Annotated in this window: 19 protein-coding genes and 1 pseudogene; 16 read left to right on the top strand and 4 right to left on the bottom strand. The window is 72.0% G+C overall.

Features of this window, described 5'->3' with window-relative positions:
- The first annotated feature begins 71 nt into the window (after positions 1–71).
- Both V6U90_RS29440 and V6U90_RS29435 read left to right on the top strand, forming a co-directional pair.
- Entirely contained in the window at positions 72–437 is a 366-nt protein-coding gene (locus V6U90_RS29440; RefSeq protein ID WP_334443588.1) for a DUF6892 domain-containing protein, read from the top strand.
- Positions 438–468: 31 nt separating this feature from the next.
- A complete protein-coding gene (locus tag V6U90_RS29435) occupies positions 469–897 on the top strand; it encodes a hypothetical protein (protein WP_334443585.1) in 429 nt (142 codons plus the stop codon).
- 538 nt (positions 898–1,435) lie between these two features.
- On the opposite strand, the gene V6U90_RS29430 is transcribed toward V6U90_RS29435, so the two are convergent.
- Complete coding sequence (locus tag V6U90_RS29430; RefSeq protein ID WP_334443583.1) at positions 1,436–1,852, bottom strand: hypothetical protein; 417 nt, start codon at positions 1,850–1,852, stop codon at positions 1,436–1,438.
- Between the two features lie 203 nt (positions 1,853–2,055).
- Positions 2,056–3,543, bottom strand: a complete 1,488-nt coding sequence (locus V6U90_RS29425) for a PucR family transcriptional regulator (protein WP_334443581.1) — start codon at positions 3,541–3,543, stop codon at positions 2,056–2,058.
- A gap of 108 nt (positions 3,544–3,651) precedes the next feature.
- On the opposite strand from V6U90_RS29425, the gene uraD reads away from it, so the two are divergent.
- The 14 genes from uraD to V6U90_RS29355 all read left to right on the top strand — a co-directional run bounded on the left by uraD (position 3,652) and on the right by V6U90_RS29355 (position 17,588).
- Entirely contained in the window at positions 3,652–4,149 is a 498-nt protein-coding gene (gene uraD / locus V6U90_RS29420) for a 2-oxo-4-hydroxy-4-carboxy-5-ureidoimidazoline decarboxylase (protein ID WP_334443578.1), read from the top strand.
- Positions 4,146–4,466, top strand: a complete 321-nt coding sequence (gene uraH / locus V6U90_RS29415) for a hydroxyisourate hydrolase (protein WP_334443576.1) — start codon at positions 4,146–4,148, stop codon at positions 4,464–4,466. The genes uraD and uraH overlap by 4 nt, the downstream gene beginning before the upstream one ends.
- Positions 4,466–5,398 carry a factor-independent urate hydroxylase gene (gene pucL, locus V6U90_RS29410; protein WP_334443574.1) on the top strand — a complete coding sequence of 311 codons (933 nt, stop codon included), beginning with the start codon at positions 4,466–4,468 and terminating at the stop codon, positions 5,396–5,398. The genes uraH and pucL overlap by 1 nt, the downstream gene beginning before the upstream one ends.
- A complete protein-coding gene (locus tag V6U90_RS29405; protein ID WP_334443572.1) occupies positions 5,398–6,249 on the top strand; it encodes an FAD binding domain-containing protein in 852 nt (283 codons plus the stop codon). The genes pucL and V6U90_RS29405 overlap by 1 nt, the downstream gene beginning before the upstream one ends.
- Positions 6,240–6,710, top strand: coding sequence for a (2Fe-2S)-binding protein (locus V6U90_RS29400; protein WP_334443570.1), 471 nt, complete (start codon positions 6,240–6,242; stop codon positions 6,708–6,710). Before V6U90_RS29405 ends, V6U90_RS29400 begins: the two co-directional genes overlap by 10 nt.
- Positions 6,707–8,050 (top strand): 8-oxoguanine deaminase, encoded by a 1,344-nt coding sequence (locus tag V6U90_RS29395; RefSeq protein WP_334443567.1) that lies wholly within the window; start codon positions 6,707–6,709, stop codon positions 8,048–8,050. The genes V6U90_RS29400 and V6U90_RS29395 overlap by 4 nt, the downstream gene beginning before the upstream one ends.
- Entirely contained in the window at positions 8,047–10,359 is a 2,313-nt protein-coding gene (pucD, locus tag V6U90_RS29390; protein WP_334443564.1) for a xanthine dehydrogenase subunit D, read from the top strand. The genes V6U90_RS29395 and pucD overlap by 4 nt, the downstream gene beginning before the upstream one ends.
- Entirely contained in the window at positions 10,356–11,906 is a 1,551-nt protein-coding gene (gene aceB, locus V6U90_RS29385) for a malate synthase A (RefSeq protein WP_334443562.1), read from the top strand. The genes pucD and aceB overlap by 4 nt, the downstream gene beginning before the upstream one ends.
- Positions 11,906–13,033: a DUF6986 family protein gene (locus V6U90_RS29380; protein WP_334443560.1), complete on the top strand. Its 1,128-nt coding sequence runs from the start codon at positions 11,906–11,908 to the stop codon at positions 13,031–13,033. The genes aceB and V6U90_RS29380 overlap by 1 nt, the downstream gene beginning before the upstream one ends.
- Positions 13,027–14,364 carry an allantoinase AllB gene (gene allB / locus V6U90_RS29375; RefSeq protein WP_334443557.1) on the top strand — a complete coding sequence of 446 codons (1,338 nt, stop codon included), beginning with the start codon at positions 13,027–13,029 and terminating at the stop codon, positions 14,362–14,364. Before V6U90_RS29380 ends, allB begins: the two co-directional genes overlap by 7 nt.
- A 103-nt stretch (positions 14,365–14,467) precedes the next feature.
- Complete coding sequence (gene alc, locus V6U90_RS29370) at positions 14,468–15,472, top strand: allantoicase (protein WP_334443554.1); 1,005 nt, start codon at positions 14,468–14,470, stop codon at positions 15,470–15,472.
- The gene (locus V6U90_RS29365; protein WP_334443551.1) at positions 15,469–16,101 is read left to right on the top strand and encodes a nucleotidyltransferase family protein; all 633 of its coding nucleotides are present in this window, start codon (positions 15,469–15,471) and stop codon (positions 16,099–16,101) included. The genes alc and V6U90_RS29365 overlap by 4 nt, the downstream gene beginning before the upstream one ends.
- Positions 16,094–17,284 (top strand): XdhC family protein, encoded by a 1,191-nt coding sequence (locus V6U90_RS29360; RefSeq protein WP_334443549.1) that lies wholly within the window; start codon positions 16,094–16,096, stop codon positions 17,282–17,284. The genes V6U90_RS29365 and V6U90_RS29360 overlap by 8 nt, the downstream gene beginning before the upstream one ends.
- 46 nt (positions 17,285–17,330) lie before the next feature.
- On the top strand, positions 17,331–17,588 hold the full coding sequence (locus tag V6U90_RS29355) for a hypothetical protein (RefSeq protein WP_334443547.1): 258 nt from the start codon (positions 17,331–17,333) through the stop codon (positions 17,586–17,588).
- 30 nt (positions 17,589–17,618) lie between these two features.
- On the opposite strand, the gene V6U90_RS29350 is transcribed toward V6U90_RS29355, so the two are convergent.
- Together V6U90_RS29350 and V6U90_RS29345 are read right to left on the bottom strand one after the other, a co-directional pair.
- Complete coding sequence (locus tag V6U90_RS29350; protein ID WP_334443545.1) at positions 17,619–18,242, bottom strand: hypothetical protein; 624 nt, start codon at positions 18,240–18,242, stop codon at positions 17,619–17,621.
- A gap of 186 nt (positions 18,243–18,428) precedes the next feature.
- Positions 18,429–19,157 (bottom strand): annotated as a pseudogene (locus V6U90_RS29345) (IS982 family transposase); the annotation flags it as partial.
- Positions 19,158–19,220: the final 63 nt, after the last annotated feature.

Below are 19,220 nucleotides of genomic sequence, written 5' to 3'. Positions count from 1 at the left end.
AAGGACCAACTCGCCCTAGCCGCATGACCCGGACAACAACCTCACTCAAAAAGAAACGCACCCTCAACCACTTGAACTTCGATGGCGGCAACGAGATCTACATGCTCATCGAGCAGACCCTCGACATCGACACGGGCGGCGAGTCCGACGACTACAACGTGACGTCGCTGGAGGGCATCCACGCGCTGCCGGGCCTGCAGTCGTTGGACCTGGACGGTCACGGCTATCACCCGGCGCCGTTGGACCTGACCCCGCTGACCGACCACCCGACACTGTCGGAGCTGTTCCTGACCGGCGATTGCACAGGGGCGGGGGCGCTGGAGTCGCTGCTGGCACTGCGCAACCTGGACATCACCCTGGCGCACCTCGACGACCCCAATGTCCCGACCCGCCTGGAGGCTCGCGGAGTGACGGTCCACCACCGCAGGCGCCGTTGATCACACCGCAGCAGGGCCGGTCGGGCAGCGGGTGGACGTTGCGCATGTAGCCGACGTCGGAGTCGCGGGCCCGGCCGATCTCGTCCAGGCTGATCCCTTCGCCGAATGCGACGCGAAACTCGAACGCTACCGAGCCGCCCTCGACGCCGGAGCGGATCCGGCAGTGGTCACCGAATGGATAGCCCAGCCACAAACCAAACGAACCCGAGCAAAATCCCACCTGCACATGCTTCAGACCACCGGACCACGCCCCATGAGCCGTACAGAGATAACCAACCTGGTCCACAGCCTGGGCGACATCATCACCGTGCTCCGCGACGCCAACCCCGCCGACAAGGCCGAGGTCTACCGGCAACTCGGCCTCCACCTCGTCTACCAGCCGGAAACACAAACGGTCCGCGCTGAAGTGGATCTCGACGCGGACCGTGGGTGCATGGTTCGTGTCCGAGGGGGGGATTAAGACACGTCCACATAGCACCCATATTCAAAATGGGTGTTCATGCGCCAACAATAGCAAACTGCATTACGTAACGCTAGACCCACGAGTAAGTATCGCCGGAGGGCGGAGTCAAACCTGCCGTGCTGCCATTTCATCCGGCCAGTTCCGAGTCCAGCCGTCCAGATTCAGATGGCGGATTCAGTTGATCATGCAGTCGCCACAGCGCTCGGCATCCGCCCGGATGATCTTGCCGCGCGGCGCAGGCCGGTGACGACCACGCCTGGTCACTCAACCTTGCAGGTCATCCTGGCTTCGTCGGATGTGGCGCCGTGCTGGGCCGTGTAGAACGCCGAAGAATCGGGCGCCGTCGCGCCCTCGTTTATCCACTCAGCCCACCCTTCGATCGCGGCCCGTAGTGTTCGTCCGGCGGTAGACACCTTTTGCATTCAGGGTCTGGTTGGTATTCGTGGGGATAGACCTGGTCCGGTTACGCTTTGAAGCGCAATGGGCGGTGTGGCGGAGTGTTTCGGCGGCGTGCCGGAGCCTCCCCATGGCTCGGTCAGGCCTTCTCGAAGGTGATGCCCCGCCGGCCGACCGACACCTGCTTCTCCACCACGGTGCCTTCCGCAATGGTGTACCAGCAGAAGAACGGCGTCGCGCCGAAGGGGAACACCGCCTGGTCGGGCATCGCGGCGTCGCACATCGCGGTGCCCAGCCGGGCGTTGTTGTTGACTGCTTCGCTGTTCCACAGCCAGCCCACGTTCGTCCGGGACAGCACGCCGACCGAGGCGATGGCGGACCAGGTCATGTACTGGTCAGCGATCGACGCGGTCACGTCCATCGGCACCGCGAGATCGTCGAACTTCACCATGCACTTCGCCTTCACATTGCCGGTGATGAACTTCTTGTCGCAAGTCACAGACGTGTGCGCGGGCGCGCCGGCCTGGTTCAGCACCTGTTGTTGCAGCTCACGCATGAGTTTCCCGTGCGGTGTACCGGGAGCACCGTAGTCCGTGGGCGCCTCCGCCGCCCCGCCGCCCCGTCGCGCCCGCGCCCCAGCCCCGCGCCGAAGCCGCTCGGCGTAGCCAGGACGTCCCGCCGTGGGCCCGGCCCACGGCCGCCGGGGCGCGGTGACCGTACAGGTGGGCAGCGATAAACGCGGGTGACCGGCGCCGCCGATCAGGGTCGGTGCTCGTCGCTCTGGCGCAGTGCCAGGTAGAAGTCCACCCGGTCGGCGAACTTGTCCAGGTCGCGACCGGTCAGCACCTCGATCCGCTGCAACCGGTAGCGCAGGGTGTTGACGTGCACGTGCACGTGCAGGCTGCTGGCGCACTTGGTCCACGAGCCGTTCAGGCGCAGGAACGTGTCCAGCGTGTTCACCAGGTCGGCCTGATGCGCGGCGTCGTAGGCACGCAACGGCGCCAGTAGCTGCTCGGCGAAGGCACGGCGGTTCGCCAACGGCACGTTCGCCAGCAGCAGCTCGTGCGAGGCGAGATCCGCGCTGCTGAGGATCGCGACCGGCTCGTCCCGGCGCAGCGCGCGGGCGTGGGCGTGACGGGCCGACGCCAGCGCGGCGGCTAGGCCGCCCGGTCCGGCGGCGGCCTCACTGGCGCCGATGGCGAGCACCTTGCCCCTAGGCCCGGCCCGTACCGTCGCTGCGGCGGTCCGCAGACCGGCCAGGGTGGCCGGCGGATCGGCGGTGGGCACGATCGCGACCGCGAGGTCGTCACCGCCGCCGACGGCGGCGTGCTGGGGGTGCAGCAGCTCCTCGATCAGGGCGAGCGCTGCCCGCCTGATACCGGACGACGCGACCAGCACCATGTGCCGGTCACCGCTGCTCAACCGGCACGCGTGCAGTGCCGCCGCGACGTCGACCGGCTCGGCCTGCACGGTGAGCAGCTCCACCAGCTGGGTGGCCAGCCGGCGTTCGATGTGGCGGGCCCGCGCGTGCCGGGTGTAGTCGAGGGCGGCCAACTGCACCAGCTCGTCGAGGTATGGCGATCCCGCCCTGGCCACCACGAAGGGCGCGCCCTCACGCCCGGCACCGGGCAGCTCGGCCAGCTCGAAATCGCAGCCGCCGACCGTGCGCCTGGCCGGCAGCGCCGGCGCGCGCAGGAACGCCTGGGCGAGGCGGGCCTCGGCCGGCAGCGGCGGACCGGCCACGACACGGCCGGTGCAGCTGAGCACCCACGCCTCGACCCCGGGCGGCCAGACCTCGGCGAGTTCGGCGCCAGCGGCCAGCGCGGTGAGCCGGCCCCGCTGGTGGCTACGGTCGGCGATGGCGACGGCCTCCCGCTCCGCCCACAGCAGGGAGCTGAATCGGTCGGTGATGTGCCGGAAGGACACGTCGGCGGGGACGGCGAACAGCGGTAGCCGCAGCCGCCGGCAGGCCTCGACGAGGTCGTCCGGGACCGCGCCGAGCAGCCCTTCCCCGGCGCCGAGGGCGGCGACACCGGAATCGCACAGCGACACGACGAAGCGTTCCGAGTCGGCGGGTTCGCGCCACCACATCAGCCCGGTCAGCACGAGCTCGTCACCGGACAGGTACCGACCGGAGTCCGGCAGGTCGGTGGTGTACACCTGACCGAGCCGGCGGTCGAGCCCGTCACCATCGGTGAGCAGCCGCAGTCGTAGATCCCGCTGCCCCAGTAGGTCACGAAGCCGCATGCGACACCTGCCCTTGTAGATATCTCCAAGAACCGTAGCCCGGTCGCGTAGAAGATTCGGTTCTTCGCACCGTTAACCCCGGCCCCGCCGGCCGGTTCACTTCTAGCCATGTTCCTGACCGTCTTCAATGACCTGCCGGCGCCGCAGGTGCTGGCCGACTTGTTGAACTGCTGCGCGGCGCCCCGGTGGGCGCGGCTGGTCGCCGACGGTCGGCCGTTCGGGGACCTCGCCGCGCTACGGGCCCGCAGCGACGACACCATCGCGGCCCTGGACTGGGAGCACCTGCTGCCCGCGCTGGACGCGCATCCACGCATCGGTGAGCAGCTGGCGTCCGGCGGACGTGAGGCCGCCTGGTCCCGCGCCGAACAGGCGGGGGCCGCCGGGGCGGACGCCCGGACAGCCGCTGCCCTGGCCCAGGCGAACGTGGACTACGAGCGACGCTTCGGGCACGTCTTCCTGATCTGCGCGACCGGCCTGTCCGCCGAGCGGATGCTGACCGAGGCACGGGCCCGGCTCGACAACGATCCCGTCACCGAGCAGCGGTGCGTACGCCGGGAGCTGGCGGCGATCACCCGGCTGCGACTGGACAGATTGGTGTCCCCATGAGCTTGTCAACGCACGTGCTCGACACGAACCGGGGCGGACCGGCCGCCGGCGTACCGGTGCGGCTGGAGCGGCTCGATTCGGCGGGCTGGACCGGCGTCGCCGACGGGGTCACCGGCCCCGACGGGCGGCTGGCGGTGTCGGCGGTGCCACTGGCCGCCGGCCGCCACCGGCTGGCCTTCGACGTCTCCATGTACCAGGGTCCGGACGGCTTCTTCCCGGAGGTCACCGTCGTGTTCGAGGTCACCGACCCGGGCCTGCACCTGCACCTGCCACTCCTGCTGAGCCCATTCGGCTACACCACCTACCGGGGGTCCTGATGCCTGCCTTCCTTGGTCCCAACCGTTACGGCAAGGCGGAGTGCCGCCTGGTCCGGGTGACCCGTGGCGGTGACCGCCACGACCTGGTCGACCTTAACGTCAGCACGTCGCTGTCCGGGGAGCTGAGCCGGACCCACCTGACTGGCGACAACACCGACGTGCTGCCGACGGACACCCAGAAGAACACCGTGTACGCGTTCGCCCGCCGGTACGGGATCGCCTCGATCGAGGAGTTCGCGCTGCGTCTGGCCGAGCACTTCGTCACCGAGCAGCCGATGATCCACCAGGCCGAGGTGCGCATCGAGCAGTACCCGTGGCAGCGGATCGGCGGACATTCGTTCGCCCGCTCCGACGGCGAGGTGCGCAGCGCCACGGTCACCTGGTCGGAGGCGGACGGCGCGGAGGTCACCGGCGAGTTGCACGGGCTGACCCTGCTGAACACCACCGACTCGGAGTTCTGGGGCTTCACCCGGGACCGGTACACCACGCTGGCGCCGACCACCGACCGGATCCTGGCCACGGCCGTGGACGCGTCGTGGGAGGTGGACCGGGTCGACGAGGGGCGCTGGAACCCGCTCTACGCCGAGGTCCGGAAGGCACTGGTGGACGCGTTCGTCGGCACGTACAGCCACTCGTTGCAGCAGACCCTGTACGCGATGGGCGAGGCGGTGCTGGCCGCGGTGCCGGAGGTACGCCAGGTCCGGCTGGCGCTGCCGAACCGGCACCACTTCCTGGTCGACCTCTCGCCGTTCGACCTGGACAACCCGGACGAGGTCTACTTCCCGGCGGACCGGCCGTACGGGCTGATCGAGGGCACCGTGCTGCGGGACCGGCCCGAGCCGGCGATCGGGCCCGGTCCGACCGCCGGCCAGGAGCCCGCCCCCCGGATCGGGCCCGGTTCCACCGTCAGCCCCGACGGTGAGAGGTTCTGATGGAGTTCATCACCCCCACCACGCTGGCCGACGCGCTGGCCGTCAAGGCGCAGCGGCCGGAATGCGTACCCATCGCCGGCGGCACCGACGTGATGGTCGAGCTGAACCTGAACCGCCGACGCCCGGCCGCCCTACTCGACCTGACCCGGATCGCCGAGCTGTCGCAGTGGTCGGCCGAGGGCGACCGGGTACGCATCGGCGCCGGGGTCAGCTACAGCAGAATCATGGCGGAGCTGGGCAGCGTCCTGCCCGGTCTGGCGGCGGCGGCGCGCACCGTCGGCTCGCCGCTCATCCGCAACCGGGGCACGCTCGGCGGCAACCTGGGCTCGGCCTCACCGGCCGGTGACGGTCACCCGCCGCTACTGGCGTCCGGGGCGGAGGTGGTACTGGCCTCTACCGAGGGCACCCGGACCGTTCCGGTCGGGTCGTTCTTCACCGGTCCGAAACGGAGCGTGCTCACCCCGTCCGAGTTGATCGTGTCGGTCCTGGTGCCCTGCGCGGACGGGCCGCAGCAGTTCGCGAAGGTCGGCCCCCGCAATGCCATGGTCATCGCGATCTGCTCGTTCGCGCTGGACCTGCGGCCGGCCGCGCGCACCGTCGGCACCGGAATGGGTTCGGTGGCCCCGACCCCGCTGCGGGCCACCGAAGCCGAACGGTTCGCCGTCGGGGCGCTGCCCTGGCAGGACGGGTCGGCGCTGGATGCGGAGGTCGCCCGGCACTTCGGTGACCTCGTCGCGCGGGCGGCCACCCCGATCGACGACGTGCGCGGCAGCGCCGACTACCGCCGGCACACCCTGGCAGTTCTGGCGCGACGCTGCCTGACCTGGGCTTGGAGGGAGCTATGCGGCTGACGACGACGGTCAACGGGATCACCCGTACCGCCGACGACGTGTGGGAGGGCGAGAGCCTGCTGTACGTGCTGCGGGAACGGTTCGGCCTGACCGGCAGCAAAAACGCCTGTGAGCAGGGCGAGTGCGGCTCCTGCGCGGTCTGGCTGGACGGTGTCACGGTCTGCGCCTGCCTGGTGTCGGCCGGGCAGGCCGAGGGCCGGCAGGTGGCGACGGTGGAGAGCCTCGCCGGCGACGACGGCGAGCTGGGCCGGGTGCAGGCGGCGTTCGTCCGGGCCGGGGCGGTGCAGTGCGGGTTCTGCACTCCGGGCCTGGTCGTCTGCGTCCAGGACCTGCTCGGCCGCTGCCCGCGCCCGGACACCGCCCGGGTGCGGGAGGAACTGGCCGGCAACCTGTGCCGCTGCACCGGCTACGAGAACATCCTGGAAGCGGTAAGGATCGCGGCGGATGGGGGTGACGCGTGACCACCGTCATCGACGGCTGTGCCGTCGCGTGCGTGGACGCGGCGGGCACCGAGTACGCCGACGGGCACCTGGTCGTCGACGGCGACCGCCTGGTCACGGTCGGGGCGGGCCGCTACGACGGCCCGGTCGACGAGCGGATCGACGGCTCCGGCTGCCTGGCCACGCCCGGCCTGGTCAACACGCACCACCACCTCTACCAGTGGGCCACCCGGGGGCTGGCCCAGCAGAGCACCCTGTTCGAGTGGCTGGTCGAGCTCTATCCGGTCTGGTCCGGTATCGACGCCGACCTGGTCCGGGTGACCACCGCCGCAGGTCTGGGCTGGCTGGCCCTGTCCGGCTGCACCACCAGCACCGACCACCACTACGTGTATCCGCGTGGCGGCGGTGACCTGTTCGCCGCCCAGGTTGACGCGGCGCGGGAGGTGGGGCTCCGGTTCCACCCGTGCCGGGGGTCGATGGACCTGGGCCGGTCCGACGGTGGACTGCCGCCGGACAATCTGGTGGAGTCCCTGGACCGGGCGCTGGCCGCCACCGCCGAGGCGATCGACAAGCATCACGACCCGGCGTTCGAGGCGATGGTGCGGGTGGCGGTCGCGCCGTGTTCGCCGTTCTCGGTCTCCGCGGACCTGATGCGCGAGGGCGCCGTGCTGGCCCGGGACCGGGGGGTGCGGCTGCACACGCACCTGGCGGAGACGGTCGAGGAGGACGCGTACTGCCGGGAGCGGTTCGGGTGCTCCCCGGTGGAGTACGCCGAGCGGCTCGGCTGGCTCGGCCCAGACGTGTGGCTGGCGCACGGGGTGCACCTGGACGAGACGTCGATCGCGCGGCTGGCCGCGACCGGCACCGGCGTCGCGCACTGTCCGAGCTCGAACGGGCGGCTCGGGGCGGGTGTCGCGCCGGTGCGGGACCTCCTGGACGCCCGGGTGCCGGTGGGGCTGGGCGTGGACGGCCCGGCCTCGCAGGAGTCCGGCCAGCTCGGCGGTGAGCTGCGGCAGGCCCTGCTGGCCGCCCGGCTGCGCGGCGGGCCGGCGGCGCTGACGGCGCGGGAGGTGCTGGCCGTGTCGACGATGGGCGGTGCCCGCTGTCTGGGTCGGGACACCGAACTGGGATCGCTGGAACCGGGGAAGCTGGCTGACGTTGCGTTGTGGCGGCTGGACGGGCTCGGCCACGCCGGCATCGCCGACCCGGTGGCGGCGCTGGTGTTCGGTCCGCCCGCGCCGGTGGCGGCGCTCCTGGTCAGCGGGCGCCCGGTGGTGCGGGACGGGCGGCTGGGCACGGTCGACGAGTCGGCCCTCGCCCGGGATCTCGCCCGGGTGAGCAGAGAGCTGGTCAGGCGATGAGCACCGTGCACGTGGGGTTGCCGGCGTCGGTCGCCGACGGGGTGGGTGCCAGCCCGCAGCGTCCCGACGGGCGGCTCAAGGTGAGCGGGCAGTTCGCCTTCTCCTCCGACCTGTGGGCCCAGCACATGCTCTGGGGCGCCACGCTGCGCAGCCCGCACCCCCGGGCCCGGATCACCGCCATCGACACCGGGCGAGCCGAGGCGATGGCCGGGGTGCACGCGGTGCTCACCCAGCGGGACGTGCCGGGCGCGAAGACGTACGGGCTGGAGCATGCCGACCAGCCGGTGCTGGCCGACGGTGAGGTCCGCTACCAGGGTGAGCCGGTGGCCGTGGTGGCCGCCGACCACCCGGAGACCGCGCGGCGGGCGCTGGCGGCGATCCGGGTCGACTACGAGGTGCTCGACCCGGTGGTCGACGCCAGCGACGCGCTGCGGCCGGACGCGCCGTGGGTGCACCAGGGCCGGGACAACGTGCTGCGGCACGTGCCGATCCGTAAGGGTGAGCCGGACCTGCGGGCCGAGGTCGTGGTCACCGGCGTTTACGAGGTCGGGATGCAGGACCAGGCGTTCCTCGGCCCGGAGTCCGGGCTGGCGCTGCCCGCCGACGACGGCGGCGTGGACCTGCACGTGGCCACCCAGTGGCTGCACGTGGACCAGCAGCAGGTCGCCGCCGCCCTGGGTCTGCCCCGGGAGCTGGTGCGGCTCACCCTGGCCGGGGTCGGTGGCGCGTTCGGTGGGCGTGAGGACCTGTCCATGCAGATCCACGCCTGCCTGTTGGCGCTGCGCACCAGACGGCCGGTGAAGATGGTGTACGGCCGGGAGGAGTCCTTCTTCGGCCACGTGCACCGGCATCCGGCGCGGATGTGGTACGAGCACGGCGCCGACCGGGACGGCCGGCTGGTCTACGTCAAGGCCCGGATCGAGCTCGACGGCGGAGCGTACGCGTCCAGCTCGGGCGCGGTGGCGGCGAACGCGGCCACGCTGGGCATCGGCCCGTACGACGTGCCGAACGTGGTGATGGACAGCTACGTCGTCTATTCCAACAACCCGCCGTGCGGGGCGATGCGCGGCTTCGGCGCGGTGCAGGCCTGCTTCGGCTACGAGTCGCAGATGGACAAGCTGGCCGCCGCGCTCGGCGTGGACCCGGTCGAGCTGCGGATCCGCAACGCGCTGGGCACCGGTGACCGGATGCCCACCGGCCAGGTCGTGGAGGGGCCGGCGCCGGTCGCCGAGCTGCTGCGGCGGGTGGCGGACCGGCCCCCGGCCCCGGCCGGGTCGGAGTTCCCGCCCGGCGGCACGGCCAACACCACCCGCGGCGACGGCGTGGTACGCGGCGTCGGGTACGGCATCGGCATCAAGAATGTCTGCTTCTCCGAAGGGTTCGATGACTACGCCACCGCCCGGATCCGGCTGGAACTGGTCGGCGGCGTACCGGCGGTGCTGGTGCACACTGCGGCGGCCGAGGTCGGCCAGGGGCTGGTCACGATCCAGGCGCAGATCGCCCGGACCGAGCTGGGCGTGGAACGGGTGACCATCGCCCCGGCGGACGTCGCCGTCGGCAGCGCCGGTTCCTCGTCGGCGTCGCGGCAGACGTACATGACCGGCGGGGCGGTACGGGCAGCCTGCCAGGCGGTCCGGCGGCGGCTGCTGGCCCGCCTCCCCGGTTCCTCCGGCGGGCCGGACAACCCGGTGGGCGGGCCCGACGACGGGCTGGTGCTCGACGGCGGGCTGGTGCTCGACCGGGACCGGACGGTACTGGCGAGCGTCGCCGACCTGCTCGGTGACGAGCCGATCGAGGAGACCGTCGAGTGGCGGCACCGCCCCACCCACCCCCTGGACCCGGTCACCGGGCAGGGCGACGCGCACGTGCAGTACGCCTTCGCCGCCCACCGGGCCACCGTCGACGTGGACGTCGAACTGGGTCTGGTACGGGTGGTGGAGATCGTCACCGCCCAGGACGTGGGCCGGGCAATGAACCCGCGGGCGGTGGTGGGCCAGATCCACGGCGGCACCGCCCAGGGGCTGGGCCTGGCGTTGCTGGAGGAGATCCAGCTCGACGGCGGACGGGTCCGCAACCCGTCGTTCACCGACTATCTGCTCCCCACCATCATGGACATGCCTCCCATGCACGTCGACGTGCTGGAACTGGCCGACCCGCAGTCGCCGTACGGGCTGCGCGGGGTGGGTGAGCCGCCCACCATCTCCTCCACCCCGGCGGTCGTCGCGGCCATCCGCGCCGCCACCGGTGCCGCCCTGCCCCGGGTGCCGGTCCGCCCCGAGCACATCGCGCTGCCTCAGGAGCCCCGATGACCGAGATCCTGTCCCCACCGGCTGTCGAGTTCGTCACCGAGCTGCAGCGCCGCTTCGGCGAACGGCGCGCGGAGCTGCTCGCCGCCCGGCGGCGTCGCCGGGCCGAGCTGGCCCGTACCGGCACGCTGGACTTTCTGCCGGAGACCGCGCACGTCAGGGCGGCCGACTGGCGGGTGGCGCCGGCCCCGGCCGACCTGACCGACCGGCGGGTGGAGATCACCGGCCCGACCGAGCGGAAGATGACCATCAACGCGCTCAACTCGGGCGCCAACGTGTGGCTGGCCGACCTGGAGGACGCCAACACCCCGCACTGGGTCAATGTGCTGGGCGGCCAGACGAACCTCCACGAGGCGATCCGCCGCACCATCAGACACCAGGCCGGTGACCGGCGGTACGCGCTGAACCCCGGGCCGCTGCCCACCATCGTGATGCGCCCCCGGGGCTGGCACCTGACCGAGCGGCACCTGCCGGTCGACGGCGCGCCCAGTTCCGCGTCGCTGGTCGACTTCGGGCTCTACCTGTTCCACAACGCCGCTGAGCTGCTGACCAACGGCAGTGGACCGTACTTCTACCTACCGAAGCTGGAGAACCACCACGAGGCACAGCTGTGGCAGGACGTCTTCGCCGAGGCGCAGCGGCTGCTGGGCGTCCCGTACGGCAGCATCCGGGCGACCGTACTGATCGAGACCATCACGGCCGCGTTCGAGATGGACGAGATCCTCTGGGTGCTGCGCGACCACGCCAGCGGCCTCAACGCCGGGCGCTGGGACTATCTGTTCAGCCTGATCAAGAACTTCCGCGACAACCCGGCGTACACGCTGCCCGACCGCAGCTCGGTCACCATGACGGCGCCGTTCCTACGGGCGTACTCCCAGCTGCTGGTCGCCACCTGCCACCGTCGGGGCGCGTACGCGATCGGCGGGATGGCCGCCGCCATCCCCAACCGCCGGGACCCGGCGGCCACCGAGGCGGCGCTGTCCGCCGTCCGGCAGGACAAGCAGCGGGAGGCCGACGACGGGTTCGACGGCTCCTGGGTGGCGCACCCGGACCTGGTGCCGACCTGCCGGTCCGTCTTCGACGAGACGCTGCTCCGGCGGCAGGGGGCACCCGTGTCCCGGCCGCACCAGCTCGACGTGCTACGCCCCGATGTCCATGTCAGCGCCAAGGATCTGCTGGACGTGGCCGCCACCGGCGGGTCGGTCACCGTGGCCGGGGTACGCCGCAACATCGCCGCCGGCATCGGCTACCTGCGGGCGTGGCTCGGCGGCAGCGGGGCGGTGGCGATCGACAACCTGATGGAGGACGCGGCGACCGCCGAGATCTCCCGCTCCCAGCTGTGGCAGTGGCTGCGGACCGGCGCCCGGCTGGCCAGCGGCGGACAGGTAACCGCCGACCTGGTGCGCGCGCTGGTCGACGAGGAGGTCGCCGCGCTGTCCCCGGTCGACCCGGCCCTGCTCGTCCAGGCTCGGGAGCTGTTCGAACGGGTGGTGCTGGCCGACGAGTTCGTCGACTTCCTGACCCTACCGGCGAGCGAGCTGATCGACTGATGTTGACCTCGGCCGACTACGAACGGATCGACGCGCGACTCGCGCCGGTCGACGCGGCCCTGGCCGCGCGCTATCCAGGCGACCGGGTGGAGCGCCAGCCGGTGCACACCGTCTACGTTCCGGCCGGGCAGGTCCACGTCGACCTGCCGGCCAGCTGGGGCGGGCGGGCGTTGCGGGCGCTCGACGAGCACGGGCCGCCGTACCCGGAGGAGCTGCACGCGCGGGTCACCGCCAAGCTGCGCACCGAGCCGGTCGAGGACCTCCGGATCGACTTCGAGGACGGCTACGGCACGGTCGACGACGCCACCGAGGACGCGCACGCCCGGGCGGCGGCGGCAGTCGTGGCGGCCCGACCCGCACCGTTCACCGGCATCCGGATCAAGAGTCTGGAGGCCACCACCCGGCGCCGGGCGCTGCGGACCCTCGACGTGTTCCTCGACGCGTTGGGCGAGCTGCCCACCGGATTCGTGGTGACCCTGCCCAAGGTGAGCGCGGTCGAGCAGGTCGAGGCGATGGCCGCGCTCTGCGCGCGGCTGGAGCCGGCGCCGGGGGCACTGCGGTTCGAGCTGCAGGTCGAGACCACCCAGGCGGTCCTCGGCCCGGACGGCACCGCCCTGGTGGCCCGCATGATCCACGCCGCAGGGGGACGCTGCCGGGGAATGCACTACGGCACCTACGACTACTCGGCGGCCTGCGGGGTGGCCGCGCACCTGCAGTCGATGGAGCATCCGGTGGCCGACCACGCCAAGGCGGTCATGCAGGTCGCCGCCGCCGGCACCGGCGTGTGGCTCAGCGACGGTTCCAGCAACGTCCTGCCCGTCGGCGACCGGGACCAGGTGCACCGGGCATGGGCACTGCACGCCCGACTCGTCCGCCGGTCCCTGGAGCGCGGTTTCTACCAGGGCTGGGACCTGCACCCGGCGCAGCTACCGACCCGGTTCGCCGCGTCGTACGCCTTCTTCCGGGAGGGTGCGCCGGCCGCCCGGGCCCGGCTGCGCGCCTACCGGGACCGCGCCGGCGGCGGCTTCCTCGACGAACCGGCCACCGAGCGGGCCCTGTCCGCGTTCCTGCGCCGAGGGCTGGCCTGCGGCGCGATCGACGCCGACGAGACGGAGTTGTCATGCTGACCGGGGATCTCGTGGTGCGCTCCCGCCGGGTGGTCACCGGTGACGGCGAGCGGCCGGCAGCCGTGGTGGTGCGCGACGGCCGGATCACGGCGGTCGAGGACTACCACCGCGCCGACGGGGTCGACGTGGGTGACTGCGCCCTGCTGCCGGGACTGGTCGACACCCACGTGCATGTCAACGAGCCGGGACGCACCGAGTGGGAGGGATTCGCCACGGCGACCCGGGCGGCGGCCGCCGGCGGGGTCACCACCATCATCGACATGCCGCTGAACTCGGTCCCACCCACCGTCGACGTGCCGTCGCTGCGGGTCAAACAGTCCGCCGCAGCCGGAAAGTGCCACGTGGACGTCGGTTTCTGGGGCGGGGCGGTCCCGGGCAACGCCGGGCGGCTGGCCGACCTGCACGCCGCCGGCGTCTTCGGCTTCAAGGCCTTCACCATCGACTCCGGGGTGCCGGAGTTCCCGCCGCTGGACGACACCCAACTGTCCGAGGCGATGACCGCGGTCGGGGCGCTGTTCGTCGTACACGCCGAGGACGCCGCGCTGGTCACCGCGCCGGAACGGGCCCGCAGCTTCGCCGAGTTCGTCGCGTCCCGGCCGGCCGCCGCCGAGGTCAACGCGATCGCCCGGGCGATCGCCGTGGCCCGGCGCACCGGCGCCCGGCTGCACATCCTGCACCTGGCCGCCGGCGACGCGCTGCCGATGATCGAGGCCGCGCAACGCGACGGCCTACCGGTGACCGCCGAGACCTGCCCGCACTACCTCACCCTGGACGCCGGGGAGGTCCCGGACGCCGCCACCGAGTACAAGTGCTGCCCGCCGATTCGGGACCGCACCCACCAGGACGCCCTGTGGCAGGGCCTGCGCGACGGTGTCATCACCTGCGTCGTGTCGGACCACTCCCCCTGCACCCCGGCGCTGAAGGCGGGCGACTTCGCCTCGGCCTGGGGCGGTATCGCCTCGGTGCAGCTGGCCCTGCCGGTGGTCTGGACCGCCGCCCGGGCACGCGGCTTCACCCTCGCCGACGTGGTGCGCTGGCAAGCCCGCAACCCCGCCGACCTGGTGGGCCTGCCCGACAAGGGCCGCATCGAGGTGGGGGCCGCCGCTGACCTGGTCGCCTTCGACCCCGAGGCGACCTTCACCGTGGACGCCACGACGCTGCACCACCGCCACCCGATCAGCCCCTACCACGGTCGACGGCTGCACGGTGTGGTGCGGCACACCTGGCTGCGCGGCGTACCGGCCGGCCAGGCAACGATCGGACGGCTACTGAGCCGCCCCGGCGCCGACCTGAGCCGGCCCGGCAACGACACGTCAACTACCCGCCCATGAATGGGCGGGCTTGTGGATCACTGTCCTCGCTGGCTGCGGGGTCAGGCCGCATGTGGAACGCCCGGGGTTCCCGCCTTAATCACCCGCTGAACGGAGCTGGCCCGTGAACGCCGACAATCTGGTGGATCTCGCCTCCCGGGCGATGGGTGGCAGCGTCGTCTACGCCAACGACGAGTCCTTCGCCGATCGGGAGAACCTGATCAACCCCGGCCCGGCCCGCTTCAACCCGCGCGACTTCGGCGCCAAGGGACAGGTCTACGACGGATGGGAGACCCGGCGCCGCCGGGAGAGCGGCAGCGACCACGCCATCGTCAGGCTCGGCGCGCCCGGACTGGTCCACACCGTGCTGGTCGACACCGCGCACTTCACCGGCAACTACCCGCCGCAGGCCGCCGTGGACGGCTGCTGCGTCGACGGCTACCCGTCCCCGGCGGAACTCGCCACAGCGCAGTGGTTCCCGCTGGTGGATCGGTCGGACCTGACCGGCGACGCGGTGCACACCTTCCCGGTCGGCGAGCCGAACCGGCAGGCCCGGGTCACCCACCTGCGGCTCACCATCTTCCCCGACGGCGGAGTCGCCCGGCTGCGCGCCCACGGCGTACCGCTGTTCGACCCGGACCTGCTGCCGGCCGTGTTCGACCTCGCCGCCGCCGAGTACGGCGGACGGGTCGTCGACTGCAGCGACCGGTTCTACGGCTCACCGGGCAACCTGCTGCTGCCCGGGCTGGCGGTGAACATGGGCGACGGGTGGGAGACCCGCCGCCGCCGCGACGACGGCAACGACTGGGTGCTGGTGGAACTCGCCGGGGCCGGCGGTGTCCACCTGCTGGAGCTGGACACCACCCACTTCAAGGGCAACGCGCCCGGCTGGGCCGAGGTGACCGACGGGAACGGTCGGACGCTGCTGCCGCGTACCCGGTTGCAGCCCGACACCCGGCACCGGTTCCGGGTCACCGATCCCGGGCCGGTCGACCGGCTGCGGTTGGACATCCACCCGGACGGCGGCATGGCCCGGCTGCGGGCGTACGGGTCGCTGACCGCCCCGGCCCGCGACGCGGTCGCCCACCGTTGGCAGCGGGCCACCACCCTGGCCCGGGACCTGCGGTGAGCGGCCTGTCCTCCGCGCCGAACGCCGGCCTGGTCCTGGCCGCCGGGGCGGGACGGCGCTACGGGCGGCCCAAGGCGTTCGCGCCCGTCCCGCCCGGTCCCGGCGCGCAGCGCGCCCCGATCGCGCCGCCGGCTTGCGGGCCGGCCGGCGAGCTGATGCTGGAGCGGGCGGTACGCACCCTGCACGAGGGTGGTTGCGCTCCCGTCATCGTGGTGCTCGGAGCCGAGGCGCACCGGGGCCGGCCGTTACGGCTGGAGCAGCGGTTCGGGGCGCGGCTGGTGGTCAATCCGGACTGGCCCAGCGGGATGGGCTCGTCCCTGCGGGCTGGCCTGGCCGCGCTGCCCGCCTCGGTCCCGGCGGTGGTGGTGATGCTGGTGGACACCCCCGACGTCACCGCCGACGCGGTACGCCGGGTCGGCGCGTACGCGGATCCGACCGCGCTGCGCGTCGCCACCTACGGCGGCCGTCCGGGGCACCCGGTGCTGATCGGACGGGCGCACTGGGCCGGGGTGGCCGACGGCGCCACCGGGGACACCGGGGCCCGACGCTACCTGGCCGCCCACGACGCCGAGCCGGTGCCGTGCGACGACGTCGCCGACGGCGCGGACGTGGACGTACGCCATGCGTGACGTCCTCGACGAACTGCTGCGCTGGTGGCGCGGCGGGCACACCGTCGGGCTGGCCACCGTCGTGGCCACCTGGCGCTCCGCGCCGCGTACGCCGGGTGCGAGCATGCTCGTCGCCCCGGACGGCGAGGTCACCGGAAGCGTCTCCGGTGGCTGTGTCGAGGCCGACGTCTACCATCTCGCCGCCGACCCGGACCAGGCGCCGGTGCTGCGCCGCTACGGGGTCACCGACGACGACGCGTTCGCGGTGGGCCTGACCTGCGGCGGTGTCGTCGACGTGTTCGTCCAGCGGATCTCGCCGGCCACCTTCCCCGAGTTGGAGCAGGTGGCCGAGACGATCCGGTCGGGTACGCCGGTTTCGGTGGTGACCTGCGTCGACGCCGACGACCGTAGCCGGGTCGGCCGGCGGCTGGTGGTCTGGGCAGACCGGGTGGCCGGGACGCTCGGCCCGGCCGCCCTCGACGCCGCCGGGCGCGACGCGGCACGCCGTGGGCTCGACGACGGATACGACTGCGAACCGCACCGGCTGGTCCGGCTGGCCCACGCCGGCGAGCGGCTCACCCTCTTCGTCGAGCGGCACCTGCCGCCGCCGCGCATGCTGGTGTTCGGGGCGATCGACTTCGCCGTCGAGCTGTGCCGGATCGGCGCCTTCCTCGGCTACCGGGTGACCGTCTGTGACGCCCGGGCGACGTTCGCCACCGCACACCGCTTCCCCGACGCGGCCGAGGTGGTGGTGGACCGCCCGGACCGCTATCTGGCCGACCAGGTACGCGCCGGGCTGGTCGACGGCCGGACGGTGCTCTGCGTACTCACCCACGACGCGCGCTTCGACGTACCCCTGCTGGAGGTGGCGTTGCGAACCCCGGCCGGGTACGTCGGCGCTATGGGTTCCCGCCGTACCCACGCCGACCGGCTGTCACGGCTGCGCGAGGCGGGCCTGACCGATGCCGTACTGGCCACGTTGCACTCCCCGGTCGGTCTGGACCTCGGCGCCCGTACGCCACAGGAGACCGCTGTCAGTATCGCGGCCGAGATCGTCGCGGCCACCCGGGGCGGGTCGGGTCGGCGGCTGACCGACCGTGACGGCCCGATCCACCCCGTCGACCATTCGACAGCACCTCGATCAATCGACAAGAATGATTCGATGAGGGGTGGTGGGGTAGCGTGGTGCGGATCAGAAGGCTGATGATCGCAGCCGGGCTGAGGCTGGCGACCGCAGTCGGCGCGGCCGCGTGGACACCGCCGGCGGCCGGTCGGGCAGAGACGGCCGGGTCCGGTGGGGCGGCTCAGGTCGCCGCGAACACGACAGCATCCGCGGCGGGCTGATCAAGCCGCTCAGCGAAGTCGAATCCAACTGCGTCCGCAAGAACGCCGTGTGGGTGGTGGCGCAGGTACTCGGCTACAACGATCCGAACTTGGACGTGTACGAGTTCGCCGAGGCGTGCGGGGTGGACACCCGAACCCCGTCCGGTCGACCCCGGTCCCTGTGACGGTGACATTCGGGTCGTGGATCAGGCCGGTCAGGCGGCAGGTTCGCTGGTGGGCGACCGGTGGCCTCCGTGGCACGCGACCAACGCGTCTGCCACGATTTCAGCGTCAGCTTCTGCGACGTCCGCTGGGTACTCCGGTAGCAGGTCGTCCCAGATGGCCAGCCACGACCCGTACAATTGGGCCTGTCCCTCGGGCCGAGCGAAGAACCAGACGTGCAGGTGGGCGCCACCATCTCCGATGCGGTAGACGTGGGCCCGCGAGATGTGCGGCAGTGCCTGCACGTGGCGGACGATGCGGGTGCTCAACAGCCCCAGTTCGGCGGCCAGTTCGTCCGGTAGATCCGCCATGTCGTAGTGATCGCGCGGATACAGCATGAGCACCAGCGGGACGCCCACTCCCGGAATCCGGACCAGCCGCCAGTGATCGTTGAACCAGATCCCTTCGTTCCGGTTGCGGCAGGCGTCGCAGTCCGACGGATCCTCGCCGTGCCGCGCGGGTTCTGGGAGCACCGGCGGGCGCAACGGCGCTACGCGCAGTCCGTCCGGCTCGAACGGACTGATTTCCCATCCGGTCATGCGTGCCAACGGGAGCCGGCGCTCGCCGTCCGCGGCGGCGACTGCGTGGTCATAGAACTCGTCCGGTCGCAAGGCCATGCGGCGAAGGCTAGTACGACAAGATTCCAAGTGATCGATAGCCCCGTTGTGGCTGCCAGGCACCGCCGACGGTCTCGTACTCGATAGCCCGGATGAACCCGAAGCATCCGCTCGTCGGCACGACCGGGCGAGGTGCGGCGGCAGGTGAGGTACGTACTAGATGATCGGGTCCGAAGTCCTGGCTGCTCAGTGGTCGTAGGCGATGAGTGATCGTGGGTGTGGCGCGCCGATGTTGGTGTTGTGCCAGATCACGGCGGCCAGGGCGAGCAGGCGTTGACCGACACGGGCGAACAGGCCGGCCGGGCGGCGGGCGCCGTGGCGTTTCAGGGAAAGCTGGCCTTTGAGGGTCTGGAAGATCGACTCGATCCATTGCCGTACCCGGAGCAGCGCCCGCTCGGCCGGTGTACGCGGTGGGTCGGACTTGGCGTTGGCCCGTTTCGGGCGGACCAGGTGAACACCCAGGTCATCGCAGAAGCGTTCGAATGCGGGACCGGCGAAGCCGCGGTCGGCCAGGATGACCTGCCCGGTGGCGACCAGGTGGTGATCGGCCTCGATGAGCGCGGTCATGACCTCGCGTTCGTCGAGCTTCGGGTGGGCCAGGCACCACAGGACCGGCATGCCCTCGGCGGTGGCCAGCAGGTACAGACGCATCCCCCAGAAGTAGCGGGAGTGGGAGGCGCTGTAGCCGTAGCCGGCGTCCCCGGCCAGGTCCGAGCGTTTCACCGTCTCGCGTGAGGCGCCGCACGGCACGGGGGTGGAGTCGATCAGCCGTAGAGCCGGCACTCCGGTTCCGGTGGCGCGGGCCAGGGCACGGATCACGGTGGTGATCAACTCACCGGAAGCGCGGACCCGTTTGCCGTAGCCGGAGGCGGTCGGTAGGTAGGGGAACAGGTGGCGCAGGTGGGCGTGGGCGTAGTGTCAATCCCCTGGAATCGTGGAGGACTCGGTTATGCGGCCTGGTCCTCCAGGGCGCGGATG

It is taken from the genome of Micromonospora sp. CPCC 206060 (assembly GCF_036906895.1).
Taxonomy (GTDB): Bacteria; Actinomycetota; Actinomycetes; order Mycobacteriales; family Micromonosporaceae; genus Micromonospora.
The sequence above is the reverse complement of the archived record's forward strand: the minus strand, read 5'-3'. Positions and strand labels throughout refer to the sequence as shown.